The organism is Bartonella sp. AU18XJBT, assembly GCF_028618595.1.
Classification (GTDB): Bacteria; Pseudomonadota; Alphaproteobacteria; order Rhizobiales; family Rhizobiaceae; genus Bartonella.
On sequence record NZ_JAQITE010000007.1, the window covers coordinates 1 to 26,424 of the forward strand.

The following is a 26,424-nucleotide window of genomic DNA, read 5'->3' on the forward strand; positions in this document are numbered from 1 at the left end:
CTACGTGGTGTTGACCGTGAAGGGATTGAGCGTGGTCAAGTATTGGCGAAGCCAGGATCCGTTACGCCTCATACACGTTTTAAAGCAGAAGCTTATATTTTGACAAAAGATGAAGGTGGGCGTCATACGCCATTTTTCACGAATTATCGTCCTCAGTTTTACTTCCGTACGACGGATGTTACAGGTATTGTTACGCTTCCAGAGGGAACGGAAATGGTTATGCCAGGCGATAATGTTGCTATGGATGTTTCGTTGATCGTTCCGATAGCGATGGAAGAAAAACTTCGTTTCGCTATTCGTGAAGGTGGTCGTACTGTTGGTGCCGGTATCGTCTCTAAGATCATTGAATAAATAATGCTTGTTGAAGGGATGTTAAAAAGTGTTTTAGTTCTAAGAGTTAGGGGTATAGCTCAGTTGGTAGAGCGGCGGTCTCCAAAACCGCAGGTCGCGGGTTCAAGTCCTGCTGCCCCTGCCAAAGGGGAATAGAGTTTTACATATGAAGGGAGTGAGTTTTGCTGCCTTTTTCGCTTTTTTTGATATAGGGCTTGTTTTTTTGTGTGTGAAACGGTATTGAATAGGAAGTAAAGAAATTGCGTAAGTCTGAAAGTTGGTTTTTGCATTTTTTCCTATTTATTTTGTTGTATAAAACACAATAGGGCTAGAGAGAGTATAGTGTGACGATGGCATCTAAAACCAATCCGATTACCTTTTTGAAGCAGGTTTATGCAGAAGCAATTAAAGTGAAATGGCCTACACGTCGTGAGACGGTTATTTCTACTGTTATGGTTTTGTTGGTAACTGCATTGGCTTCAGCTTTCTTTTTTATTGTGGATCAGGTTATGCATTTTGGTGTTTGGCGGGTTATTGATCTTCTGAAATATCTTTTTAGTTGAGAATGTAAGGAAGTGTGACTGTGGCGGCTCGTTGGTATATTGTTCAGGCATATTCGAATTTTGAAAAGAAAGTAGCGGAAGCTATTGATAAGGAGGCAAAGCAAAAAGGACTTGATCATCTTTTTGAAAAGATTTTTGTTCCAACGGAGCGTGTTGTAGAGGTTCGTCGTGGACGCAAAGTTGATGCTGAGCGAAAATTTTTTCCTGGTTATGTTCTTGTTCGTGCTGAGTTAACAGATGAAGTTTATCATCTTATTAAGAATACGCCTAAAGTAACAGGTTTTTTAGGATCGGATGCGCGTCCTGTTCCCATTTCTGATCGAGAGGTTGAGCAAATTCTCAAACAGGTTCAGGAAAGGGTCGAATCTCCAAAGTCCTCTGTATTGTTTGAGGTTGGAGAGCAAGTTCGCGTTGCTGATGGTCCTTTTGTTTCATTTAATGGAATTGTTCAAGAGGTTGAAGAAGAGCGCTCTCGTCTTAAGGTTGAAGTGCTTATTTTTGGGCGTCCTACGCCTGTTGATTTGGAATTTGGTCAGGTTGAAAAACTCTGATTAAACTTAGAGTAGTTTTAATTACTTTAAGGAAGGAGTGGGAGGTGATTTATGGCTTTTGTCGGCTTAATGATCCGAACCACATGACTGCAGCGGGTAGCGGGCAAGATGGATTGTCAGTATACCAGTGAAATTAAAGGCAGATTGTTATGGCAAAAAAAAGTATAGGTCAGCTTAAGTTGCAGGTTCCTGCAGGAGCTGCTACTCCATCTCCACCGATTGGTCCAGCTCTTGGGCAACGTGGTATTAATATCATGGAATTTTGTAAGGCGTTTAATGCAGCTACACAAGAAATGGAAAAGGGAGCACCGATTCCAGTTGTTATTACGTATTACCAAGATAAGTCTTTCACATTTTCTCTCAAGACGCCTCCTGTATCATTCTTTTTAAAGAAGGAAGCAAACCTGAAATCTGGTTCAAAAGAGCCTGGTAAAGTGTCTGTAGGAAGCATTTCTCGTGATAAAATTCGTTCGATTGCCGAATCAAAAATGAAAGATCTTAATGCGAATGACATTGAGGCAGCAATGCGTATGGTTGAAGGTTCTGCTCGCTCGATGGGCTTGGAAGTGGTGGGCTAATATTATGGCAAAAGTAGCAAAAAGAATAAAAAATATCCGAAAAGATATTGATTTTAATGAACTTTACGCTTTAAAAGATGCCGTTTCAATGGTTAAGGAGCGTGCAGTTGCTAAGTTTGATGAAACAATCGAAATTTCAATGAACTTGGGTGTTGATCCTCGTCATGCTGATCAAATGGTTCGAGGAGTTGCTCATTTGCCTAATGGAACAGGGAGAAATATTCGTGTTGCCGTTTTTGCCCGTGGGGATAAGGCTGAGGAAGCTAAGGCGGCAGGAGCTGATATTGTGGGTGCCGAAGATTTATTTGAAAGCATTAATGGAGGGACTATAGACTTTGATCGTTGTATTGCAACACCAGACATGATGCCTCTAGTTGGTCGTCTTGGTAAGATTCTTGGTCCACGGAGTTTGATGCCGAATCCAAAAGTTGGTACTGTAACACTTGATGTCAGCGGTGCTGTCAAAGCTTCTAAGGGTGGTGCTGTTGAGTTTCGTGTGGAAAAAGCTGGTATTGTGCATGCTGGTATTGGTAAGGCTTCTTTTGGTGTTGAAAAAATCGTAGAAAATATAAAAGCCTTTGCAAGTGCAGTTATTAAAGCCAAACCGCAAGGTGCAAAAGGTGAGTATATTAAGCGCGTTGCTGTTTCTTCGACTATGGGAATTGGTGTTAAAGTTGATCCAGCAACGGTTCGTTCAGAGTTAGTGTAAGCTGATTTATAATTTTGTTTTGGGGTATGTGAATGTCAAAATTCTACTTAAAATGCTGGTTTTGATCAGCATTTACCTATCTAAGCTTTATAGGGCTTAGGTTATACCGGGAGAAATTCCGGAATATCCTGTCCGAGATTGTAGGCGATGCTTTTAAGTATCTTAATCAAAAAACCTACATGAGACTGGGGTAAAAACTGAGAGTTAGAAGACTTAAAGGGTTTGAACCAAGGTTGCCTTTGAACGCTGTGCGTGAAAAAGGGGACAGGATCCTCATCGGTGGCATGAAGTATTTTATGTTATCAAAGGTAACCAACAGGTTTGTTTTTAACAAATCTGTTAAATGGAGAGAGAAAGTGAATAGAGCGGAAAAACGCGAATTTGTTACATGGCTTAACGAGGCTTTTCGGAAGTCTGGTTCTGTTGTTGTTGCACATTATTCCGGTCTGACAGTTTCACAGATGAATGATCTGCGTTCGAAAATGGGTGAAGCTGGAGGTGCCGTTAAAGTCGCCAAAAACCGTCTTGCTAAAATCGCTCTTCAGGGCACGGAATCTGAATCAATAATGGGCTTGTTTACTGGACAAACACTTATTGCTTATTCAGAAGATCCAATCACAGCACCGAAAGTTGCTGTTGATTTTGCGAAAAGCAATGACAAATTTGTCATACTTGGCGGTTCGATGGGTGCAACGAGTTTAACTGTAGATGCTGTGAAGTCATTGGCTTCATTGCCTTCATTAAACGAGTTGCGTGCAAAACTTGTGGGTATGATTTCTACCCCTGCGACCCGTATTGCACAGGTTGTTAATGCTCCTGCTGGTCAGGTTGCACGTGTCATTGGCGCATATGCTCAGGAGGATAAGGCGGCTTAAGGCTGTTTGTATTCACATTTATGGAAGAGCGTTAATGCTTTTCTGTTTTTTTGGATAAGATTTAATAATGGTTCAAATCTTTTAATTGAAGGAATTTAAAAATGGCTGATCTAGAGAAGATCGTAGAAGACCTTTCTAATCTAACCCTTTTGGAAGCCGCTGAGCTTTCTAAGTTACTTGAAGAAAAGTGGGGAGTTTCGGCTGCTGCTCCTGTGGCTGTCGCTGCTGTTGCTGGTGCTGCTGCTCCAGCTGCTGAAGAAAAAACAGAATTTGATGTTATTCTTGTTGAAGGTGGCGCGCAAAAAATTAATGTTATTAAGGAAGTTCGTGCTCTTACTGGACTTGGTCTTAAAGAAGCTAAGGATCTGGTTGAAGGGGCACCTAAGCCTATTAAAGAGGGTGCTTCTAAAGAAGAAGCAGAAAAAATTAAATCTCAACTTGAAGCTGCTGGTGCTAAAGTAGAACTTAAGTAAATTTAATTTTATCGGCGGGCATTTATGTTCGCCGATTTTCTTTCTCTTAATACAAAGAGGAAAAATAATGAGTAAAAAACCTTTCCCCAACGGTTTCGTAACAGTAATGGGATAGGTTTGTACTACCCATCCCTTCATCATAGAGACAAAGAAATGAATGGCTTATGTTGGTGGGGAAAGTTAAAGATGCTCATTATTGAGTGTCAAGTGAACTGGTCTGCATATGCAGGTTAATGATATAAGGCTTTCAAGGTTGGTCTACCTTGAAGAGTAAAGATCAAGGAGCGACGATGGCTCAGACTCACGCAATGATGTCTCAATTCAATGGTCGTAAGCGCGTACGCAAATTTTTTGGTAAGATTCCTGAAGTAGCAGAAATGCCGAATCTTATTGAGGTTCAAAAAGCGTCATACGATCAGTTTCTCATGGTTGAGGAACCGAAAGGTGGACGACCAGATGAAGGTTTGCAAGCTGTTTTTAAATCGGTTTTTCCTATTTCAGATTTTTCCGGTACAGCTATGCTTGAGTTTGTTGGTTATGAATTTGATTTACCAAAATTTGATGTTGAAGAGTGCCGTCAACGTGATTTAACTTATGCTGCCCCATTAAAGGTCATATTACGTTTGATTGTTTTTGATGTTGATGAGGATACTGGCTCTAAAGATATCAAAGACATTAAAGAGCAAGGCGTTTATATGGGCGATATGCCTTTAATGACAACAAATGGTACCTTTATTGTTAATGGTACGGAACGTGTTATTGTTTCGCAGATGCATCGTTCTCCTGGTGTCTTTTTTGATCATGATAAAGGAAAGTCCCATTCGTCGGGAAAGCTTCTTTTTGCTGCTCGTGTTATTCCTTATCGTGGTTCTTGGCTTGATATTGAGTTTGATGCTAAGGACATCATTTATGCACGTATTGATCGACGGCGCAAGATTCCTGTTACGAGTCTTTTGATGGCACTAGGTATGGATGCGTCGGATATTTTATCGACGTTTTATGATAAAGTGACTTATGAGCGTGATGGAGAAGGATGGCGAGTTCCTTATTCTGTTGATCGCTTTAAAGGAATGAAGCTCATTTCTGACCTTATAGATGCAGATAGCGGTGAAGTCGTTGCGGAGGCTGGTAAAAAATTAACAGTTCGTACTGCGAAGTCTTTAGCAGAAAAAGGACTTAAAGCGGTTAAAGTTAGTGAAGATGATTTATTAGGTTGTTATCTAGCCGAAGATATCGTCAATTACGAAACAGGTGAAATCTACCTTGAAGCTGGTGATGAAATTGACGAAAAAGTATTAAAGGTTTTGCTTGATGTTAGTGCTGATCAAATCAATATCCTTGATATTGATCACATGAATATTGGCGCTTATATCCGCAATACTTTAAAGGTGGATAAAAATGAAAGTCGGCAGGATGCGTTATTTGATATTTACCGCGTGATGCGTCCAGGTGAGCCCCCAACAATCGATACAGCAGAAGCAATGTTCCATTCATTGTTTTTTGATCCAGAGCGTTATGATCTTTCAGCTGTTGGGCGTGTTAAAATGAATTTGCGTATGGATCTTGATTGTCCAGATACAGTTCGCATTTTACGCCAAGAGGATATTCTTGCGGTTGTTAAGATGTTGGTTGAATTGCGTGATGGTCGTGGTGAAATTGATGATATTGATAATCTTGGCAACCGTCGCGTTCGTTCCGTTGGGGAGTTAATGGAAAATCAATATCGCATTGGTCTTCTTCGTATGGAACGTGCGATAAAAGAACGTATGTCATCGGTTGAAATTGATACAGTTATGCCCCAGGATTTGATCAATGCAAAGCCTGCTGCTGCAGCAGTTCGTGAGTTTTTTGGGTCTTCACAATTGTCGCAGTTTATGGATCAAACCAATCCATTGTCGGAAATTACCCATAAGCGCCGTCTTTCTGCTCTTGGTCCAGGTGGTTTGACTCGTGAACGTGCGGGGTTTGAAGTCCGTGACGTGCATCCTACGCATTATGGTCGTATTTGTCCGATTGAAACACCAGAAGGCCCCAATATTGGTCTGATTAACTCCTTAGCAACATTTGCACGAGTTAACAAATATGGTTTTATTGAAAGCCCATATCGAAAAATTATTGATGGTAAAGTTACAAAAGAAGTCATTTATCTTTCAGCGATGGAAGAAGCAAAGCATTACGTCGCTCAAGCGAATTCTTCATTAGATAGTGAAGGTCGTTTTATAGAAGAGTTTGTTGTTTGCCGTCATGCTGGTGAAGTTTTAATGGCGCCGCGTGATCATGTTGATTTGATGGATGTTTCACCAAAACAGTTGGTTTCAGTTGCAGCAGCGCTTATTCCTTTTTTAGAAAATGATGATGCGAATCGTGCGCTTATGGGATCAAACATGCAACGTCAGGCAGTTCCTCTTGTACGTGCTGAAGCACCATTTGTTGGGACGGGAATGGAATCCATAGTTGCGCGCGATTCAGGAGCTGCTGTGAGTGCAAAACGTAGTGGTGTTGTTGATCAAGTCGATGCTACCCGTATTGTTATTCGTGCAACAGAAGATTTAGATCCTTCAAAATCAGGCGTTGATATTTACCGCCTACAGAAATTTCAGCGTTCTAATCAGTCCACTTGTATTAATCAGCGTCCTCTTGTACATGTCGGTGATAGGGTAGAGAAAGGTGATATCATTGCAGATGGTCCGTCCACGGATCTTGGTGATTTAGCTCTTGGGCGGAATGTTCTCGTGGCCTTTATGCCTTGGAATGGATACAATTATGAAGATTCTATTTTGTTATCCGAGCGCATTGTTGCTGATGATGTGTTTACTTCAATTCATATTGAGGAATTTGAAGTTGCAGCACGCGATACAAAACTTGGTCCGGAGGAAATTACGCGCGACATTCCTAATGTTGCGGAAGAAGCGTTGAGAAATCTTGATGAAGCTGGCATTATTTATATTGGTGCTGAAGTTCAACCAGGTGATATTTTAGTTGGAAAGATTACCCCAAAAGGTGAAAGTCCCATGACGCCGGAAGAAAAGCTTCTGCGTGCAATTTTTGGGGAAAAGGCATCCGATGTTCGTGATACTTCTATGCGTATGCCACCTGGGACTTTTGGTACTGTTGTTGAAGTTCGAGTTTTTAATCGCCATGGTGTGGAAAAAGATGAACGTGCGATGGCAATTGAGCGTGAAGAAATTGAGCGTTTAGCAAAAGACCGTGATGATGAACAGTCTATTCTTGATCGCAATGTTTATGCGCGCCTTACCGATATGTTGACAGGTAAAGTTGCTGTAGAAGGTCCAAAAGGCTTTGCGGGCAGCAAAAAGCTTGATAGTACTGTAATGGGAAATTATCCACGATCCCAGTGGTGGCAATTTGCTGTTGAGGATGAAAAGCTTCAAAATGAAATTGAAGCTTTGCGCAAGCAATATGATGAATCAAAAGAAGCATTACAACGTCGCTTTATGGATAAAGTTGAAAAGGTCCAAAGAGGTGATGAAATGCCTCCTGGTGTTATGAAAATGGTAAAGGTTTTTGTGGCTGTGAAGCGCAAAATCCAACCAGGTGATAAGATGGCGGGACGTCACGGGAATAAGGGTGTTGTTTCACGTATTCTTCCCGTAGAAGATATGCCCTTTCTTGAAGATGGGACCCATGCTGATATCGTCTTGAATCCACTTGGTGTGCCTAGTCGTATGAATGTTGGACAAATTCTTGAAACGCATCTTGGTTGGGCATGTGCAGGGATGGGCAAGAAGATTGGTGATTTGTTAGAGTTGTATCAAGAGACTGGGGATATATTACCGTTGCGTCAGCGTATTGAAAATCTTATGCCTGATGATAATCATAATGAACCAGTCCGTCAGTATGATAATGAAAGCCTTTACAAATTAGCATTACAGATGAAAAAAGGGGTTTCAATTGCAACGCCTGTTTTTGATGGGGCACATGAGTCTGATATTAACATGATGCTGGAAGACGCAGGCTTAGATAGTTCGGGGCAGGTTACACTTTATGATGGTCGTACTGGGGAACCTTTTGATCGTCCAGTAACGGTGGGATATATTTACATGTTGAAATTGCATCACCTTGTTGATGATAAGATTCATGCACGTTCTATAGGTCCCTATTCACTTGTTACGCAGCAGCCACTAGGAGGTAAGGCGCAGTTTGGTGGTCAGCGTTTTGGTGAAATGGAGGTTTGGGCACTTGAAGCTTATGGTGCTGCATATACTTTGCAGGAGATGCTAACAGTAAAATCAGATGACGTGGCTGGTCGAACAAAAGTCTATGAGGCGATTGTGCGTGGTGATGATACATTTGAGGCGGGTATACCCGAAAGCTTTAATGTGTTGGTAAAAGAAATGCGTTCACTCGCTCTTAATGTGGAGCTTGATGATGCGCGTGAACTTATTGCACAGCGGGCATTGTCTGATACGGCAGAATAATAATTCAAGGAGCGCACCGGAAAAAAGGCTGCGCTCTGATTACTTTAAGAGGCTCAATAACCTTATTAAGGTTGTACAGGTCGTTTTTAAAAGTAAATGTCTTTTAAAGAAGATTTGTTATAAAATAAATGAGATATTACAACAGGTTCTAAGAATCTTTGAAGGAGAACAGCATGAACCACGAGGTCATGAATCTTTTCAATCCTCAAGCGCCAGCGCAGACATTTGACTCTATTCGTATTTCCATTGCGAGTCCTGAGAAAATTTTGTCCTGGTCGTATGGTGAGATTAAGAAGCCTGAGACTATTAATTATCGGACTTTTAAACCAGAGCGTGATGGTCTTTTTTGTGCACGTATATTTGGCCCTATTAAGGACTATGAGTGTCTATGTGGCAAATATAAGCGCATGAAATACAAAGGCATTATTTGTGAAAAATGTGGTGTAGAGGTTACTCTTTCGCGCGTACGCCGTGAGCGTATGGGGCATATTGAACTTGCTGCACCTGTTGCACATATATGGTTTCTTAAATCACTACCAGGTCGTATTTCTACACTTTTAGATTTAACTTTAAAAGATATTGAGCGGGTTCTTTATTTTGAGAATTATATTGTAACCGAACCAGGATTGACATCTCTTAAGCTTCATCAGCTTCTTTCTGAAGAAGAGTATATGCTTGCTATTGATGAGTTTGGAGAAGATCAGTTTACAGCTATGATTGGCGCTGAAGCTATTTACGAGCTTTTAGCTAGTATGGAGTTAGATAAAATCGCTAATGATTTGCGTCTTGAATTAGCTGAAACAACTTCAGAGTTAAAGCAGAAAAAATTAATTAAACGACTTAAAATCGTTGAAAATTTTCTTGAATCTGGAAATAAGCCAGAGTGGATGATTATGAAAACAATTCCGGTTATTCCACCGGATTTGCGTCCATTGGTTCCGCTTGATGGTGGGCGTTTTGCGACATCAGATCTGAATGATCTTTATCGGCGTGTTATTAATCGTAATAACCGCTTGAAACGGCTGATTGAATTGCGTGCTCCTGGAATTATCGTGCGCAATGAAAAGCGTATGGTACAAGAAGCTGTTGATGCATTGTTTGATAATGGACGGCGTGGGCGTGTGATTACTGGAGCCAATAAACGTCCTCTCAAGTCTCTATCAGATATGTTGAAGGGCAAGCAAGGACGTTTTCGTCAGAACTTACTTGGGAAGCGTGTTGATTACTCAGGGCGTTCTGTTATCGTGACGGGGCCTGAGTTAAAATTGCATCAATGTGGTCTTCCCAAAAAAATGGCTCTTGAATTATTTAAGCCTTTTATTTATGCGCGGCTTGATGCAAAAGGCTATTCATCAACGGTAAAGCAGGCAAAGAAGCTTGTTGAAAAAGAACATCCAGAAGTTTGGGATATTTTGGATGAGGTTATTCGTGAACACCCTGTTTTACTCAACCGTGCGCCAACATTGCACCGTTTGGGGATTCAGGCTTTTGAACCTATCTTAATTGAAGGCAAAGCTATTCAGCTTCATCCACTGGTGTGTACTGCTTTTAATGCAGATTTTGATGGTGATCAGATGGCTGTTCACGTTCCGCTTTCTCTTGAAGCACAGCTTGAAGCCCGTGTTTTGATGATGTCGACCAATAATATTCTTCATCCGGCCAATGGTGCCCCCATTATTGTTCCCTCACAGGATATGGTTCTTGGTCTTTATTATCTTTCAATTGTTTCTGAAAAAGAACCAGGTGAGGGAATGGCTTTTTCTGATATAGGTGAGCTTTATTATGCCTTGGAAAATAAGGTTGTAACGCTTCATACGAAAATTAAAGGCCGTGTTAAGAATATGGGGAAGGATGGAAAAGAAGTTTCTAAACTTTATGATACGACACCTGGTCGTTTGATTATTGGTGAGCTTTTGCCAAGAAATTCGGATATCTCATTTGATATTGTCAATCAAGAAATGACGAAAAAGAACATTTCTAAGATGATTGATCATGTTTATCGGCACTGTGGACAAAAAGAGACGGTTATTTTTTGTGACCGTATCATGCAGCTTGGCTTTTCTTATGCTTGTCGTGCAGGAATTTCATTCGGTAAGGATGATATGGTTATTCCTGATAGTAAGTTGCGTTTAGTTGCAGAGACAGAAGCTTTGGCTAAGGAGTACGAACAGCAATATAATGATGGTTTGATTACACAAGGTGAAAAATACAATAAGGTTGTAGATGCTTGGGGTAAATGTACAGATCGCGTTGCAGATGAAATGATGAAACGTATTCAAGCCATCGATTTTGATCCTAAAACAGGTCGTCAACGGCCGATGAATTCGATCTATATGATGTCGCACTCTGGTGCACGTGGTTCTGCTAACCAGATGAGACAATTGGCCGGTATGCGTGGATTAATGGCAAAACCATCGGGTGAAATTATTGAAACCCCCATTATTTCAAATTTTAAAGAAGGTCTAACTGTTAATGAATACTTCAATTCCACGCATGGTGCACGTAAAGGACTTGCTGATACTGCGTTAAAGACGGCGAACTCTGGTTATTTAACACGGCGTCTTGTTGATGTTGCACAGGATGCTATTATTTCAGCAGTTGATTGTGGTACCGCAAAAGGGCTTACCATGCAGCCAATTGTTGATGCAGGACAAATTGTTGCCTCCCTTGGGCAAAGAATTCTTGGTCGTACAGCGCTTGTTGATATTCTACATCCTGTCTCTGGAGAGGTTATCCTTGAAGGTGGAGAAATGATTGAGGAAGCTGATGTCGCGAAGATTGAAGAGGCTGGGATTCAATCTGTTCAAATTCGTTCTGCTTTAACATGTGAAACACGTCTTGGGGTTTGTGCAAAATGCTATGGTCGTGATTTGGCGCGTGGGACACCTGTTAATCAGGGAGAAGCCGTTGGTGTTATTGCTGCTCAATCCATTGGTGAGCCGGGAACACAGCTTACTATGCGTACTTTCCACTTAGGAGGAACTGCGCAGGTTGTTGATTCATCGTATTTAGAGGCATCTTATGAAGGTAAGGTGGAGATTCGTAATCGTAATGTGGTTCGTAACTCTGAAGGCCATTTGGTTGTTATGGGGCGTAATATGGCTATCCTTATCAAGGATGAGTTAGGAAAAGAGCGCGTTGTACATCGCGTTAGCTATGGTTCCCATATTTTTGTTGATGATGGTGATGTGGTTAAACGTGGCCAACGTATAGCAGAATGGGATCCTTATACACGTCCAATTTTAACGGAAGTTGAAGGCTATGTAGGTTTTGAAGATATGATTGATGGTTTATCTGTTACTGAAACAGCTGATGAATCTACAGGTATTACAAAGCGTTTGGTGATTGATTGGCGTGCTAATCCACGTGGTGCGGATCTTAAACCAGCTATTATTATTCACGCAGATAAAGAAGGTGAATCCATTGCTAAATTGTACAAGGGAGGTGAGGCCCGTTATATGATGTCAGTGGAAACTATTCTTTCTGTTGAGCTTGGTGCTCATGTTAAGGCTGGTGATGTTATTGCTCGTTTGCCAATGGAAAGTGCCAAGACAAAAGATATTACGGGTGGTTTACCACGTGTAGCTGAGCTTTTTGAAGCGCGTCGTCCAAAGGATCATGCGATTATTGCCGAAGTAAGTGGCACGATTCGATTTGTCCGTGGTTATAAGAATAAGCGCCGTATTATCATTGAACCAAATGATGAAACTCTTGAGCCAGTAGAATATTTGATTCCAAAGGGTAAGTTGTTTCACTTCCAAGAAGGCGATCAAATTGAAAAGGGAGATTATATCCTTGATGGTAATCCAGCACCCCATGATATCTTGGCGATTAAGGGGGTTGAAGCTTTGGCATCTTATCTTGTTAATGAGATTCAGGAGGTTTATCGTTTGCAGGGAGTTCTTATTAATGATAAGCACATTGAAGTGATTGTTCGTCAAATGTTGCAAAAAGTTGAAATTACTGAATCTGGAGATTCTGGTTATATTCCAGGTGATCATGTTGATCGTATTGAACTTGATGAAATCAATGATAATTTGATTGCAGACGGGAAGAAACCTGCATCTGGTAATCCCATTCTTCTTGGAATTACAAAAGCTTCTCTTCAAACGCCTTCTTTCATTTCGGCGGCATCGTTTCAGGAAACAACACGTGTTCTTACTGAAGCAGCAGTTTCTGGTAAAATTGATACTTTGCAAGGTCTTAAAGAGAACGTTATTGTCGGTCGTCTTATTCCAGCAGGTACGGGTGGTACGATTTCTCAAATCCGTCGTATTGCTGCAGTTCGTGATGATTTGATTGTAGATGAGCAGCGTAAGTCTAGTAATAATGAAGCGGCTAAGGCAATGTTGACAAATATGACAACCGGCGCCGTTGCTGAATAATTTAAATACAATATCACATAATATAAAAACGTCTGAATAGAAAATTCAGACGTTTTTTATCTCGAAATGCAGAAGTTGCATACTCTCCTGAAAAATATCAAAAATTATAAGGCAATAGTTATTTTAAATATTTAGTAGCTTATTATTTTATAATGATGCTTATCTTTTTTGTTAGTTTATTTTAAAGTTTTTTAATTTCTAAAAGCAGTATAGAGTTTTTCTAAAAGATGTGAAACTCAAAAGTCATATTCAAGGAAAAGAGTTGATTATCTACAAATCAAATAATGATTGTTTTTGAATTTTAGAAAAATTGCTGATTGATATCTTCTGTAAAGATTTAAAAAGACTTATAATGAAAGATTAATAGTCTTTTCTGTAATCTAAAAATAATTGATTTTCTACTATACAATACTTGTATGACAAGAATGTATTTTCTTCTAAATTAGAATGCAGGAAAGTAGAGATTATGGTGCTTAACTGAAGTGTTATAAAAAATAGACATATTTCTTATAACAATGTGATCTATGCAGACAGAATGATAAAATGTACGAATATTATTCAATTGGAAAATTAACACGTGAGTTTTCAATAACAGCTCGGACTTTGCGTTATTATGAAGAAGAGGGACTTCTTATTCCTTTTCGGCGTGGAAATACACGGCTTTATACACAAATGGATCGTCATAAGTTAAAACAAATACTGCGTGCTAAAAGAGTTAAATTTTCGTTGTCCGAAATATCTGATATATTGACAATGGTTGGAAAACCACCTGATGATGAGAAAAAGCTTAAGAAATTAATTGCAGGAATTCATAAAAAACGAGCTGATTTAAAGCAGATGCAGCGTGATATTGATGATCTTCTACGAGATTTAGAACGCATTGAGGAGAGTTTTTTTGAGAGCTTAGCGGAGTTGGGGGTTAATCATTGATTATAAAATTTATTTCATCTTCTTTTAGACAATTTTCTTTCTATTAAAAGAGGTAGATTATACTATCTCTAAGGGAAATCTTTAACACTGCGTGAAATGTGTAAGTCATTTAAAGAAATAGAGTGTTTGAAAAAAGCTGCAAAGGTATTTTCGCAGTATATCGTCTTTGATAAGCAAAAAAATTCTTTTCATAAAGAAAGTAAAAACAATGACAGTTTCTCCTATGAGTGTTTTTCAATCTATTTTGTCACGAAAGTCAATTCGCGCTTTTACTGATCAGCCAGTTAGTTTGGAAACAATCAAAGAAATCTTAAAACTTGCAGCACGTGCACCATCTGGAACAAATATTCAGCCATGGCAAGTGATTGTGCTTACAGGAAGTGTATTACAGAAAGTAGGGCAAGAGCTTTCACAACTTGTGCTTTCAGGTGTAAAAGGAGAGCGTGAATATAGTTATTATCCACGTCAGTGGCGTGAGCCTTATATTTCAAGGCGTCGAAAAGTTGGTTTAGATCTTTATCAGAGTCTTGGAATTCAAAAAGGTGATGAAGAAAAAATACTTCATCAAAAGGCGCGAAATTTTTTATTTTTTGATGCACCTGTAGGACTCTTATTTACAATGGATCACGACATGGAAATGGGGAGCTGGCTTGATTTGGGTATGTTTATGCAGACTATTATGTTAGCTGCACGTGGATTTGGATTAGATACCTGTCCTCAAGCTGCTTTTGCTGATTATCATAAACAGATTCGTACGCTTTTATCTATTCCTTCTGATCGCCATATTATCTGTGGTATGGCACTTGGTTATCGCGATATGACTGCTCCAGAAAACAATTTTGAGACAGAACGAGAATCGTTAGAAAACTTTGTACGTTTCATTGAAACATACCCATAAAATATTTAATTTAACGTACGTTTTGAAGAACTTGGTGCATTATGAAAAATATTTCCGATAAGAATTTCTCATCCTTATTGAATTTTAATATTGCATATTAACACTTATTTTACTACGTTTGGAACATTAAGAGCGATGGCTCTAGGGGCATTGTCTGTTTTTTGAAGGTTGGCTAATGGAAAACACTATAGAAAGAAAGTGTTGGGTGGTAGCAAGGCGAGCGACATTCGTGTTTATTGTTGTCATTTTTTTAGTTTATCTCGCAATTTGATTTTAAACAGGACAAACGTTATGAAAAAGCATATATGCTCAAGCTGTACTATAGTTTTGAGGTGATACGTGTTTCTATCTGTTTTTGAACTTTTTAAAATTGGAATTGGTCCTTCTAGCTCACATACAATGGGGCCAATGACCGCTGCTAATATGTTTTTGAAAAAGATAGAAGATTTTTCTCAGTCGTCTGATATTCAAGTTTCTTGTATACGTGTTTACCTTTATGGTTCTTTAGCTTTCACGGGTATTGGTCATGCAACAGATAGGGCTATCATATTAGGACTTTTAGGAGAAAAAGCTTCTACTGTTGATCCTGATAGCATGGGGGTTTTGTTAGAAAAAGTTATACGTGAAAAAAAAGTGCAACCAGAAGGACATCCCGCTTATTACTTTGATGTGCAACGTGATCTTGTTTTTGAACGAAAGAAAATCCTCCCTGGACATACAAATGGACTAGCTTTTGAAGGACTTAATACTGATGGGAATGTTCTGTTGCGGCAGATTTATTATTCTATCGGTGGAGGCTTTGTTGTGACTGAGGATGAATTAAGCCATATGAATGATAATATACAACCAGAAGCATTTGATGTACCATATCCATTTGATTCTGCTTGTACAATGTTATCAATGGCAGAAAAATCAGGACTTTCCATTGCTGAAATGAAGCGCTTAAATGAAGAAATAAAGATAGAGCGTTCTTCTCTTGATACAGGGCTTGATGAAATTTTTTCAGCGATGACAAATTGCATCGATAGAGGTCTTTCACAAGAAGGAGAGCTTCCTGGTGGATTGCGTGTTCTAAGGCGCGCTAAAAAGCTGCATGAAATGCTTTTGAAAAATCAAAAGAAAAATCACAATTATCCACTTTGGTCAAATGATTGGCTTTCGGTATATGCCATAGCAGTTAATGAGGAAAATGCAGCAGGTGGTCGTGTTGTTACAGCACCTACAAATGGAGCAGCAGGTGTTATACCAGCAGTTTTGCGTTATTATCTTCAATTTAATGATGATTCAGATCGAGAGGGAATACATAATTTTCTATTAACGGCAGCAGCTATAGGCGGTGTTATCAAACATAATGCCTCTATTTCTGGTGCAGAAGTTGGGTGTCAAGGTGAAGTTGGAACGGCGTCTTCAATGGCCGCGGCAGGGTTGACCGCAGCGTTAGGTGGAACACCGGCTCAAATTGAAAATGCGGCAGAAATTGCGCTTGAGCATCATTTGGGAATGACATGTGATCCTGTTGCAGGTCTTGTACAAGTTCCTTGTATTGAGCGTAATGCAATGGGAGCTGTTAAAGCGGTAACGGCTTCTTCTCTTGCATTATATGGTAATGGAAATCATTTTGTTTCTCTTGATGCTTGTATAGAAACAATGCGCCAGACTGGTCATGATATGAGTGAACGCTATAAAGAGACAAGTAAAGGTGGTCTTGCAGTCAATGCAATCTCTTGTTAGGAGCTGGAACGTTTTTTAATCCATAACTGGACTTTTTGAGAGGGATCGTATTTCCTGATAAAGCTTATGTTTTTTGTTCCTTATAAATCAAAACTCCAATTTAATTCAGCAGCATGCTTAAAATAAATTTAAGATGGGCTCGGTGCTTTCTTAATGAATAATAGCTGTTGCATGCAAATTTTGAGGCAAAGTATTGTTGATATCTGTCTGATTTGTCTCTAAAATGGGAAAAAAGTTTAATTTGGAAAAAATAAAAGAGCGTAAAGTAAAATTAGTAATCAATTTACCATTATTTTTTTAGCTGGATTTTATGGCTTTAAAAAGTTTCCATAGCCATATCTTTTAAGCACTGGAAGATTATACTTGAGTATTCAAGGAAAATTTGTTTTAAATCTGAATAATTATGATGAAGAGAGAGAGTTTTAAAGATTTTAATTTTTTAAATGTGAAGTTCTTTGCTACCTAGTATGGTAAAAAATACCTTGAAAAGAAACGCTAATTTACAATAATTAAGAGATATATTGGAAATATCTTTTTTACTTATAAATTCTGTATTGATAAAAAATTAAAATAAATAATAACGTATACATTAAAAAATATTTATAAAAATTCTCATGAGAATAGAATGCACACAATAGAACATTATCGCGTTACTCGTTCGTGAATTTGTTTTAAAGAAACATCTCGCAACGCACCCAAGCCCATTTCACGATAGCATCTGTGAATGGCATCACGCCTCTGTAAACCAGCTGTTTTACTTTCTTCTGTAGAAATTAAAAATAAATGGGATTGTTTCTTATTTTTATCTTTTAAAGATTCAGTATCTTCGTAAAAATATCTTGGAAAGCATTGTCCTTTTTCTATTGTATCTAGATTAGGCAAAGCTTTATTCATTAAGACAGAAAAACCACTTGCTCCTATACCTGTAACTTGTATCACCCTATTATTAACCGCTTGTCCCATAGGACATATACGCGGCATTTGGAAAACTCTATGATTAAAAACACGATTGTAATAGAGCCACTGTTTTGTAAAAGGATGATAAAGGCTTTGAATTAAGCAATCACTCTTAAATTCGGAAAACTTTCCCCTTACAATTTCTTCTTTCAGACTACTACTCCAACTAATTTTTGTAACATCAATATTAACAAAATTATCTACAGATTTGATACGTACTTTACGGTCAGCATGCGCATAAGCATTATTAAAACGTTCTACTTCACTGTTATAGAACGTAATCATATTAATCATGTTTTTAGCTAAAACTTTACGACTTGAATTATATACCCAAGCATCACGATTGGTTTTTAGACCACAAGAATAAATCTCAAATATTTTTTTTTCATGCCCTTTTTTATCACCTGATACTAAAAATGCTTTGAAACTATCATCACGTTGCCTAAGCCAATCACCATGCTTATCTGGTGTAATCATTTGCCAGCTTTGTTTATGTGTAATACCACCAACACTACCAAAGTATTGGAGTCTCTCAAGTTTTTTCGGTAGAAAGATTATTACCAATATCATGATAATAAATTTTACACTCTCCAGAAGCATTAGAATTTTTGACAAACAATGTTACAGCAATACCAGTCATACTACCATTGCCAAAGACATTCTCTCCTTCTTGAGTTGCTCCATTGCTTAACATATTTTTGCGAATATCCCCCCGTAAATTAAGTACATAAATACTTGTAAACTCTTTGGCTAAAGATTTTCGTAAACCGTTCATAGAATATCCATTGATAAAACTTCCATTTGTGACAAAGCCGATTATCCCAGCATTATCAATACGGTCACTAGCCCAGCGGATTGCACGGATATAGCTATCATAAAGCGCTTGCCTAAGATTTGCTTTTGAATGAGCGGCATAGGTTTCACGAATACGGTTATCTAGTATGAGATAGAGGTACATCTCTGTAACACCAGCTTTTTGAAGAGTTTGAGCATAATACATTAATTGAGAAACGCCAGAATTTTTGTAATCTGCTGTGGGACTTTTAAACTCTATTAAAACAGCACGGTTTCCGTTATCAGAATCAAAATACAAAGCTATGTCAGGTCGACTCCGTAATTCCTTATTATCTTTCTCAGAAGCGGGCAAAAGTAACTTAACCTCTGAAATAAATGCTTTTATTCTCTTCTCACTTTGTAAATAGCTGTAGCTCATTAAGTTGTCATCAAGTATCCACAAATTATTATTTTTCAGTGGTAAGGGTAAGGTTTTATCAGCAGTGCAGTGTTGTGGAATAAATAAATTATGAATTTCTTTTTCTAGGGTTGTAGGTGTTAATAATTTAGAGAACTCATTCAGAATATTATCTCGGAATTGAACGTATTGAGTTAATTCCAGACTAGCAAAGTTTTGTGCTTTTTGTAAATTTTCTTTTGGCATCCCTTTGCCTTCACGAAGAGTTTTTCTGAAGGCTAGTTTTCTTTTTGAATATTTTTTTTCGGCGTTTTCAATAAATGAATCTTCTTTGAAGATGCCCCCAATTACATCTTTTGTGTCTAGAAAGTCTACTAAATAAGGATATTCTTCAACAATTTTTTTTGAGAAGAGTACTCTTTTTTTCTTCAATTTCTGGAAATCGGATATTAATTATTTCATCTAAGATTATCTCTAGTTTTTGATTAATGTTCTCCCAAGTCAGTCGGGTTTCTAAGTCAGGATCTTTTTTATTAATCTCAAAATCATTCCGTTCGTCGTTAACATACTTATCCAAAACAGACGATTCTAATAAAAATATCATCATCACATTATTTATTGGATTGATATTTATAAACTTTGAAAAAGGCATAACAGTACGATTATTAGCACAATAGTAAGCCTCTATTTTAGTATTAGAATTTGTGTTCTCTTCAAAATAATAAGAAAGGGTAAAGGGAATATTTAAAGGACCAATTTTTAGAGTTTTATTTTCTAAGTAAGGTAAATCTTGCGTATTGATTGTTCTTTTCTTTAAGCTTTCTACGTCTTCTAAATTTTTACATCCCTTAAGTTATTTACATCTTCTAAATTTTCTACATTATGTACATAAAAGTTAATTTGGATATTTTCATCTTTCTTTAAAAAGAGTAAAGGAAGAAGATGATAATAAATTTCATTATGAACTAGGTTTATATTTAACACATTTTGTTTATAATGTCTTTCAAAATATAAATATGTATTCCACCATTTATCTTTTTGGCCATTTTCTTTTTTAAAAGAATCTTGTGTAAACTGTGGAGTGAAATTTGAGCATTATGCTCATCTTTGCTAAAATTAACAGTTTTAACTTCCTCGAATATTTTCAAGTAAGTAATACGTCCAACCCCTTTATATCCTTCTCGAATTTTATAGTCACTTTTATAGGTAGAGAAAGATTTGATATTCTCTTCTGTAAATCCATCTCCATTGTCAAAAACGCTTATAGAAAAAACTGGTTGATTCCCCCACAAATCTACATTGCCATGAAGTTGGAATAAAATATCAATTTTTGTTGCATGAGCTTGTATAGAGTTAACGATAGATTCCTTAAGAACTGTAACGATATTCGTTTATGAAGAAAGATCGCGGATTATAGCATTAAGATTGACAAGCATGGGTACACCAATATGTTTTATTTATATATCTCGTTGTGATATTTAAATTTTATGATGATATTAAACGCACTATTTCTGATGAAAATTAATAACTTCTTACCGTAATAGATATTGTATATGCTTGATAATGGTTTTTATATAGAGGTATTGGACAAGATCTCCACACACTAAAAATAATGACTAACCAAAATTTGAAAAATTTTATTAGAATCAGAAGAAATATTTCTTCTCTAACAGGAGTTTCTAGATGCTTACATCCTTTGGTAAAATTTTACGGAAACTTCGCATTGATCGCTCAGAACGCCTCTCAGATATGGCTAAGAAATTAGACATATCTGTGCATTTTTATCTTCTGTAGAGTGTAGGACTGGAGGAAAAGATAATGGAACTCTATGCGTTAGATCAAGAGGTAGTAGAAATTTTGAGAAGAGAATCGGATGCTTGTTGCAAAAGTTTTACAATCAAGACTTCTGATCCGTTGAGGCGTGTAGCTGTTGGTGAGTCTGTTAGACTGATAAACATTATTTCATAAGAAGATTTAGAACTATTAAAAAAATTATTAGAGATAAGCTGGTAAAAAGAATGCGCTTTGTAAAGGAAAGTGTGAAAATCCTATTCCCTTAACTTGATTAAAGAATCTCTCAACTTAAAAAATACATTAAAAATCAATAATTTAACAGGAATATAAAGCTATATGGTGGGCGATGAGAGACTCGAACTCCCGACATCCTCGGTGTAAACGAGGCGCTCTACCAGCTGAGCTAATCGCCCAATGCAATGATTAGCAATTGAGTGAGAACTCTTTAAGGAAAAATTTTTCTAAACGCAAGAATAAAGATGGTATTTGATAATTTTTTTTAAAAATGCATAATCCTTCTTGACATAAACGCATGAACCCCTTACACGACCGCTTGTGCCAAATTAAATTGGTTCGAAAAAAATGCGCGGGTGTAGCTCAGTTGGTTAGAGTGCTGGCCTGTCACGCCGGAGGTCGCGGGTTCGAGCCCCGTCACTCGCGCCATTCATTTTATGATTCCTTATGAAATTTCCTTTTTAAAATACCCATATGCTATGAGTGAGGTGTGGAGTACTTGATTGGGGGATAAATATGTTTTTTCTTTCTTTTTATATGGTTTATAAGAATAGGGCTTGCGTCTTTCTTTGCTCTGCGTTACCTATGCCGATAAGAAAAGTATCGCTCTGTATGCCTTTGAAGCAGTATGAATAGAGCTAATAGAGCGATTGTTAAATTTGTCTGTTTGGTCTCGCAATATTGAATCATTGTGTTAAACTCAGGCATTTCGTTACGATGGAAGAGGGTTATGGCTTATTTATTGAGCTCTTATTTGCCAGTCTTGATTTTCATTATTGTGTCAGCGGTTATTGCTGGAGTTTTGTTGATTACACCTTACATTGTAGCATATCGTTCCCCCGATCCCGAAAAGTTATCGGCTTATGAGTGTGGGTTTAATTCATTTAGTGATGCACGCATGAAGTTTGATATTCGTTTCTATTTGGTATCAATTTTATTTATCATTTTTGATCTTGAAGTTGCTTTTCTTTTTCCTTGGGCTGTTTCATTCGAATCAATAGGTATGTTTGGCTTTTGGTCAATGATTGTGTTTTTAGCGATTTTGACTATTGGATTTATATATGAATGGAAAAAAGGAGCCCTTGAATGGAATTAAGATCTAATAATTCAACGATTGCAGCTCCAAAACCAAAAGGAATCATTGATCCAAATACTGGTGGGCTGATAGGATCTGACGATAAGTTTTTTCGTGATATTAATGCTGAATTATCAGATAAGGGTTTTTTAGTTACCTCGGCAGATGCTTTGATTACTTGGGCACGTACCGGTTCTTTAATGTGGATGAGTTTTGGTTTAGCTTGTTGTGCTATCGAAATGATGCAATGCTCAATGCCTCATTATGATAATGAGCGTTTTGGATATGCACCACGAGCTTCACCCCGTCAGTCAGATGTGATGGTGGTAGCAGGTACTCTAACAAATAAGATGGCTCCTGCTTTAAGAAAAGTGTATGATCAGATGCCAGAGCCACGTTATGTGATTTCTATGGGATCATGTGCAAACGGTGGGGGGTATTATCATTATTCCTATTCAGTAGTGCGTGGATGTGATCGTATTGTGCCTGTCGATATATATGTTCCAGGGTGTCCACCTACAGCAGAGGCATTATTATACGGCATATTGTTGTTACAGAAAAAAATCCGTCGTACCGGATCCATAGAGCGATAGAGAGTCTTCTTGTCATGGTGGATGAAACATTAGTTGAACTTGCTGCTTATTTGGAAACCAAGTTAAAAAATAAGCTTGAAGAGACAGTTCTTGCTTTTGGTGAATTGACCATTGTGGCACGTCTTGATGCAATTATCGATGTCTTAATGTTCGTTCGTGATGATTCTCGCTGTCAATTTATTAATCTTACAGACATTAGTGGCGTGGATTATCCGTCTCGCGATAAGCGCTTTGATGTTTCTTACCAATTGTTATCTCCTCGTGAGAATTTACGCTTACGTGTAAAAGTTCGTACGGATGAAAATACTCCTGTTGCTTCAGCATGTACGGTTTATCCTGGCGCAGAGTGGTATGAACGTGAAACGTATGATATGTATGGGATTTTATTTTCAGGACATCCGGACTTGAGGCGGATTTTAACAGATTATGGGTTTGAAGGATATCCTTTACGCAAAGACTTTCCTGTGACGGGATTTGTTGAATGCCGTTATGATAATGAGGCAAAGAGGGTGATTTATGAGCCTGTTGTTTTGCGCCAAGAGATGCGTAATTTTGATTTTCTTTCTCCTTGGGAAGGAGGACAGTATACTTTGCCATGTGATGAAAAAGCAGATGAAAAAAAATAATATTGGTTTTGATAAGGCATTATATTAGAGTGCTGTATTTCTTAAATAATTAAATATTTTTTAGCGTGATAGATTTTTTGATATTTGATATGAAGTTTTTAAAAAAGCAAGGGGTTGATTGTGGCTGAGGTCAATGTTCGAAACTTTAATATCAATTTTGGTCCGCAGCATCCTGCAGCGCATGGGGTTTTGCGCATGGTTTTGGAGTTGGACGGTGAAGTTGTTGAACGTGTAGATCCACATATTGGGTTATTGCATCGCGGTACCGAAAAATTAATGGAAACAAAAACTTATCTTCAAGCAGGTCCTTATCTAGATCGTTTGGATTATGTTGCTCCTATGAATCAGGAACATGCTTTTGTTCTTGCTATTGAAAAATTATTAGATATTAAAGTTCCTAAAAGAGGGCAATTAATACGTGTTTTGTTTTCTGAAATTGGGCGTATTCTTAATCATTTGCTTAATGTAACGACACAGGCAATGGATGTTGGTGCTTTAACGCCACCGCTTTGGGGATTTGAGCAACGTGAAAGATTGATGATTTTTTATGAGCGTGCCTGTGGTGCTCGTCTTCATGCAAATTATTTTCGTCCCGGTGGTGTGCATCAAGATTTACCAGAATCTTTAGTTGAAGATATTGGTAATTTTATTGATCCTTTTCTTGTTTCTCTCGGGAAACTTGATGCGCTTGTAACGCCAAATCGGATTTTTAAGCAGCGTAATGTGGATATTGGCGTGGTAAGTATTGATGAAGCTTGGGCGCGTGGCTTTTCTGGGGTTATGATTCGTGGAGCTGGTGTGCCATGGGATTTACGTAAAAGCCAACCTTACGAATGTTACGATGAAATGGAATTTGATATTCCTATAGGTAAAAATAGCGATTGCTATGATCGTTATCTTATTCGTATGGAAGAAATGCGTCAATCAGCAAAAATTATGCGCCAATGTGTAGAGCGTTTACTGAGTACTGAAAAAAATGGACCAGTTTCGAGCTTGGATCGCAAAATTGTGCCTCCAAAGCGATCTGAAATGAAAAGCTCGATGGAAGCACTGATTCATCATTTCAAGCTTTATACGGAAGGTTTTCATACGCCTCCTGGAGAAGTATATGTTGCGGTGGAAGCTCCGAAGGGTGAGTTTGGTGTTTATCTTGTTTCTGATGGAACCAATAAGCCTTATCGTGTAAAGTTGCGTGCTCCTGGGTTTGCTCATCTCCAAGCTATGGATTTTTTAACCAGAGGTCATATGCTGGCCGATGCTACAGCTATTTTGGGTTCGATTGATATTGTTTTTGGGGAGGTTGATCGCTAATGTCCGTACGCCGTCTTGCCGATGATGTTTATCAGCCCGCTGAGTTTTCTTTTACAAAAGAAAATCAGATATGGGTAAAAAATACCATAAAAAAATATCCTGTAGGGCGTCAGCAGTCTGCTGTAATTCCATTATTAATGCGTGCTCAAGAGCAAGATGGTTGGGTGACACGTGCCGCGATTGAGCATATTGCTCAGATTCTTTCCATGGCTTATATTCGTGTTCTGGAAGTTGCAACTTTTTACACTCAGTTTCAGCTTAAGCCTGTTGGAACAAAAGCGCATATTCAAGTTTGTGGTACGACTCCTTGTATGTTACGTGGATCTGGTGAATTAATTAAAGTTTGTCAGAAAAAAATTCATCATGAACCTTTTGCGACCAATCAGGATGGAACCTTATCATGGGAAGAGGTGGAGTGTCTTGGTGCTTGTGTTAATGCTCCCATGGTTATGATTTTTAAAGATACTTATGAAGATCTTACAGCTGAGCGTCTTGAAGAAATTATTGATGCATTTGAAGCTGGGAAAGGTTCTGAGATAGCGGTTGGTCCGCAAAGTAGCCGTAAATCGTCGGAACCGATTAGTGGTTTAACTTCTCTTATTGATGATGAGAAAGAAAAAAAGATTTCTCAAGTCTTCACCAAAAAAGGATAAGGATAAGAATGGGAACATAATTAAGTATTTTTCTTGAGAAAATATTTTATTATTCTACCCATGATGGCAACATTTAACGAAAAGTAAGAAGTCTTGAAAAGATATTTAAAAATTGCATTTGAGGAAAAGCGGAAAATGCTATGGGTAATAGAAAAAAAGGTGGGGTATGCTAGCTGATAAAGATCGTATCTTCACCAATATTTATGGTTTAAAAGACAAATCATTAAAGGCTGCGATGTTGCGTGGGCATTGGAATGGTCTGAAAGAGATGATTGACAAAGGCCGTGATTGGATCATTGATGAGGTGAAGGCATCGGGTTTACGCGGTCGTGGTGGTGCTGGTTTTCCTACCGGAATGAAGTGGTCCTTTATGCCAAAGCAGAATGATGGGCGTCCTCATTATTTGGTTGTCAATGCCGATGAATCTGAACCTGGAACTTGTAAAGACCGTGATATTTTACGTCATGACCCCCATACTTTGATTGAAGGATGTGCAATCGCTACTTTTGCTATGGGAGCCAATGTTGCTTTTATTTATATTCGTGGTGAATATATTCGTGAACGTGAAGCGCTTCAAGCTGCCGTTGATGAATGCTATGATGCAGGTTTACTTGGCAAAAAAACGAAATATGGGCATGCTTGTGATATTGTTATTCATCATGGAGCTGGTGCTTATATTTGTGGTGAAGAAACAGCTCTTCTTGAAAGTCTTGAGGGAAAAAAGGGACAACCTCGGCTTAAACCACCATTTCCTGCCAATATGGGGATTTATGGCTGTCCAACAACAGTAAATAATGTAGAGTCTATTGCCGTTGTTCCAACGATTTTGCGGCGGGGTGCTTCGTGGTTTTCATCAATCGGGCGAGCAAATAATGTTGGAACGAAATTATTTATGGTTTCAGGGCATGTTAATGCACCTTGTACATTTGAAGATGCTCTTGGTGTTTCATTCCGTGAATTAATTGAAAAACATACGGGTGGTATTCGTGGTGGATGGAATAATCTTTTAGCAGTTATTCCAGGGGGAGCTTCTTGTCCAGTCGTTCGTGGTGAGGATATGATCGATGCAATCATGGATTTTGATGGGATGCGAGATGTTGGGTCTTCTTTTGGTACAGGGGGAATGATTGTTATGGATAAATCAACCGATATTATTAAGGCAATTTGGCGTATAGCTGCCTTTTTCAAACACGAGAGTTGTGGTCAGTGTACACCGTGTCGTGAGGGGACCGGATGGATGATGCGTCTTTTAGGGCGTATGGTTGAGGGAAGAGCGCAAAAACGCGAGATTGATCTTTTGTTTGAAGTGTCTAAACAGGTTGAAGGACACACTATTTGTGCTCTTGGTGATGCTGCTGCATGGCCTGTACAAGGGTTGATACGTAATTTTCGTCCGGAAATCGAGCGTAGAATTGATGAATACACGCGAAATGTAGTCCAAAGCAAAAATATTGCTTTGGAAGCAGTGGGATAGAAAATTTTTTAAAGAGCAACCGAATGCAAATTTTAAGTGGGTTATCCACAGGT

General features: G+C 38.3%; 18 protein-coding genes, 3 tRNA genes and 3 pseudogenes. 21 read left to right on the forward strand and 3 right to left on the reverse strand.

The genetic code is table 11. The features are described 5' to 3' along the window. From tuf to PVV60_RS03550, 13 genes and pseudogenes are all read left to right on the forward strand, one after another. Positions 1–351 (forward strand): annotated as a pseudogene (gene tuf, locus PVV60_RS03490) (elongation factor Tu); the annotation flags it as partial. A 48-nt stretch (positions 352–399) separates the two neighbouring features. Continuing rightward, positions 400–475 (forward strand) — tRNA-Trp (locus tag PVV60_RS03495). A 205-nt stretch (positions 476–680) separates the two neighbouring features. Next, complete coding sequence (secE, locus tag PVV60_RS03500) at positions 681–893, forward strand: preprotein translocase subunit SecE (protein WP_273723221.1); 213 nt, start codon at positions 681–683, stop codon at positions 891–893. Positions 894–913: 20 nt separating this feature from the next. Next, on the forward strand, positions 914–1,444 hold the full coding sequence (nusG, locus tag PVV60_RS03505) for a transcription termination/antitermination protein NusG (RefSeq protein ID WP_012755024.1): 531 nt from the start codon (positions 914–916) through the stop codon (positions 1,442–1,444). Positions 1,445–1,593: 149 nt separating this feature from the next. Further along, the gene (rplK, locus tag PVV60_RS03510; RefSeq protein ID WP_273723157.1) at positions 1,594–2,022 is read left to right on the forward strand and encodes a 50S ribosomal protein L11; all 429 of its coding nucleotides are present in this window, start codon (positions 1,594–1,596) and stop codon (positions 2,020–2,022) included. A 4-nt stretch (positions 2,023–2,026) separates the two neighbouring features. Continuing rightward, positions 2,027–2,731 (forward strand): 50S ribosomal protein L1, encoded by a 705-nt coding sequence (gene rplA, locus PVV60_RS03515; protein ID WP_273723159.1) that lies wholly within the window; start codon positions 2,027–2,029, stop codon positions 2,729–2,731. 356 nt (positions 2,732–3,087) lie between these two features. Beyond that, on the forward strand, positions 3,088–3,606 hold the full coding sequence (gene rplJ, locus PVV60_RS03520; RefSeq protein WP_273723160.1) for a 50S ribosomal protein L10: 519 nt from the start codon (positions 3,088–3,090) through the stop codon (positions 3,604–3,606). A gap of 101 nt (positions 3,607–3,707) precedes the next feature. After that, on the forward strand, positions 3,708–4,079 hold the full coding sequence (gene rplL / locus PVV60_RS03525) for a 50S ribosomal protein L7/L12 (RefSeq protein ID WP_012755028.1): 372 nt from the start codon (positions 3,708–3,710) through the stop codon (positions 4,077–4,079). 290 nt (positions 4,080–4,369) lie between these two features. Beyond that, a complete protein-coding gene (gene rpoB / locus PVV60_RS03530) occupies positions 4,370–8,518 on the forward strand; it encodes a DNA-directed RNA polymerase subunit beta (protein ID WP_273723163.1) in 4,149 nt (1,382 codons plus the stop codon). Positions 8,519–8,691: 173 nt separating this feature from the next. Then, positions 8,692–12,903: a DNA-directed RNA polymerase subunit beta' gene (gene rpoC / locus PVV60_RS03535; protein WP_273723164.1), complete on the forward strand. Its 4,212-nt coding sequence runs from the start codon at positions 8,692–8,694 to the stop codon at positions 12,901–12,903. A 543-nt stretch (positions 12,904–13,446) separates the two neighbouring features. Then, positions 13,447–13,833, forward strand: coding sequence for a MerR family DNA-binding transcriptional regulator (locus tag PVV60_RS03540; RefSeq protein ID WP_273723165.1), 387 nt, complete (start codon positions 13,447–13,449; stop codon positions 13,831–13,833). Between the two features lie 208 nt (positions 13,834–14,041). Beyond that, positions 14,042–14,731, forward strand: a complete 690-nt coding sequence (locus tag PVV60_RS03545) for a nitroreductase (protein ID WP_273723167.1) — start codon at positions 14,042–14,044, stop codon at positions 14,729–14,731. Between the two features lie 339 nt (positions 14,732–15,070). Continuing rightward, positions 15,071–16,462: an L-serine ammonia-lyase gene (locus PVV60_RS03550; protein WP_273723169.1), complete on the forward strand. Its 1,392-nt coding sequence runs from the start codon at positions 15,071–15,073 to the stop codon at positions 16,460–16,462. A 723-nt stretch (positions 16,463–17,185) separates the two neighbouring features. Here the strand turns inward: PVV60_RS03550 and PVV60_RS03555 are convergent. Together PVV60_RS03555 and PVV60_RS03560 are read right to left on the reverse strand one after the other, a co-directional pair. Beyond that, positions 17,186–18,368, reverse strand: a pseudogene (locus PVV60_RS03555) (type ISP restriction/modification enzyme); the annotation flags it as partial. Between the two features lie 1,220 nt (positions 18,369–19,588). After that, the gene (locus tag PVV60_RS03560; RefSeq protein WP_273723222.1) at positions 19,589–19,996 is read right to left on the reverse strand and encodes an ATP-binding protein; all 408 of its coding nucleotides are present in this window, start codon (positions 19,994–19,996) and stop codon (positions 19,589–19,591) included. 298 nt (positions 19,997–20,294) lie between these two features. Here PVV60_RS03560 and PVV60_RS03565 point away from each other — a divergent pair. Then, positions 20,295–20,567, forward strand: a pseudogene (locus PVV60_RS03565) (XRE family transcriptional regulator); the annotation flags it as partial. Positions 20,568–20,742: 175 nt separating this feature from the next. Here the strand turns inward: PVV60_RS03565 and PVV60_RS03570 are convergent. Continuing rightward, positions 20,743–20,818, reverse strand: a tRNA-Val gene (locus PVV60_RS03570). A 173-nt stretch (positions 20,819–20,991) separates the two neighbouring features. Between PVV60_RS03570 and PVV60_RS03575 the strand changes: the two genes are divergently transcribed. The 7 genes from PVV60_RS03575 to nuoF all read left to right on the forward strand — a co-directional run bounded on the left by PVV60_RS03575 (position 20,992) and on the right by nuoF (position 26,371). Further along, positions 20,992–21,068, forward strand: a tRNA-Asp gene (locus PVV60_RS03575). Between the two features lie 301 nt (positions 21,069–21,369). Then, the gene (locus PVV60_RS03580; RefSeq protein ID WP_005773599.1) at positions 21,370–21,735 is read left to right on the forward strand and encodes an NADH-quinone oxidoreductase subunit A; all 366 of its coding nucleotides are present in this window, start codon (positions 21,370–21,372) and stop codon (positions 21,733–21,735) included. Further along, positions 21,726–22,307 carry an NADH-quinone oxidoreductase subunit B family protein gene (locus PVV60_RS03585; RefSeq protein WP_273723174.1) on the forward strand — a complete coding sequence of 194 codons (582 nt, stop codon included), beginning with the start codon at positions 21,726–21,728 and terminating at the stop codon, positions 22,305–22,307. The genes PVV60_RS03580 and PVV60_RS03585 overlap by 10 nt, the downstream gene beginning before the upstream one ends. Positions 22,308–22,321: 14 nt before the next feature. After that, the gene (locus PVV60_RS03590) at positions 22,322–22,933 is read left to right on the forward strand and encodes an NADH-quinone oxidoreductase subunit C (protein ID WP_273723175.1); all 612 of its coding nucleotides are present in this window, start codon (positions 22,322–22,324) and stop codon (positions 22,931–22,933) included. Between the two features lie 120 nt (positions 22,934–23,053). Further along, a complete protein-coding gene (locus PVV60_RS03595) occupies positions 23,054–24,244 on the forward strand; it encodes an NADH-quinone oxidoreductase subunit D (RefSeq protein ID WP_273723177.1) in 1,191 nt (396 codons plus the stop codon). Then, positions 24,244–24,897, forward strand: a complete 654-nt coding sequence (gene nuoE / locus PVV60_RS03600) for an NADH-quinone oxidoreductase subunit NuoE (RefSeq protein ID WP_273723179.1) — start codon at positions 24,244–24,246, stop codon at positions 24,895–24,897. Before PVV60_RS03595 ends, nuoE begins: the two co-directional genes overlap by 1 nt. 166 nt (positions 24,898–25,063) lie before the next feature. Next, entirely contained in the window at positions 25,064–26,371 is a 1,308-nt protein-coding gene (gene nuoF, locus PVV60_RS03605) for an NADH-quinone oxidoreductase subunit NuoF (RefSeq protein ID WP_273723180.1), read from the forward strand. Positions 26,372–26,424 lie beyond the last annotated feature (53 nt).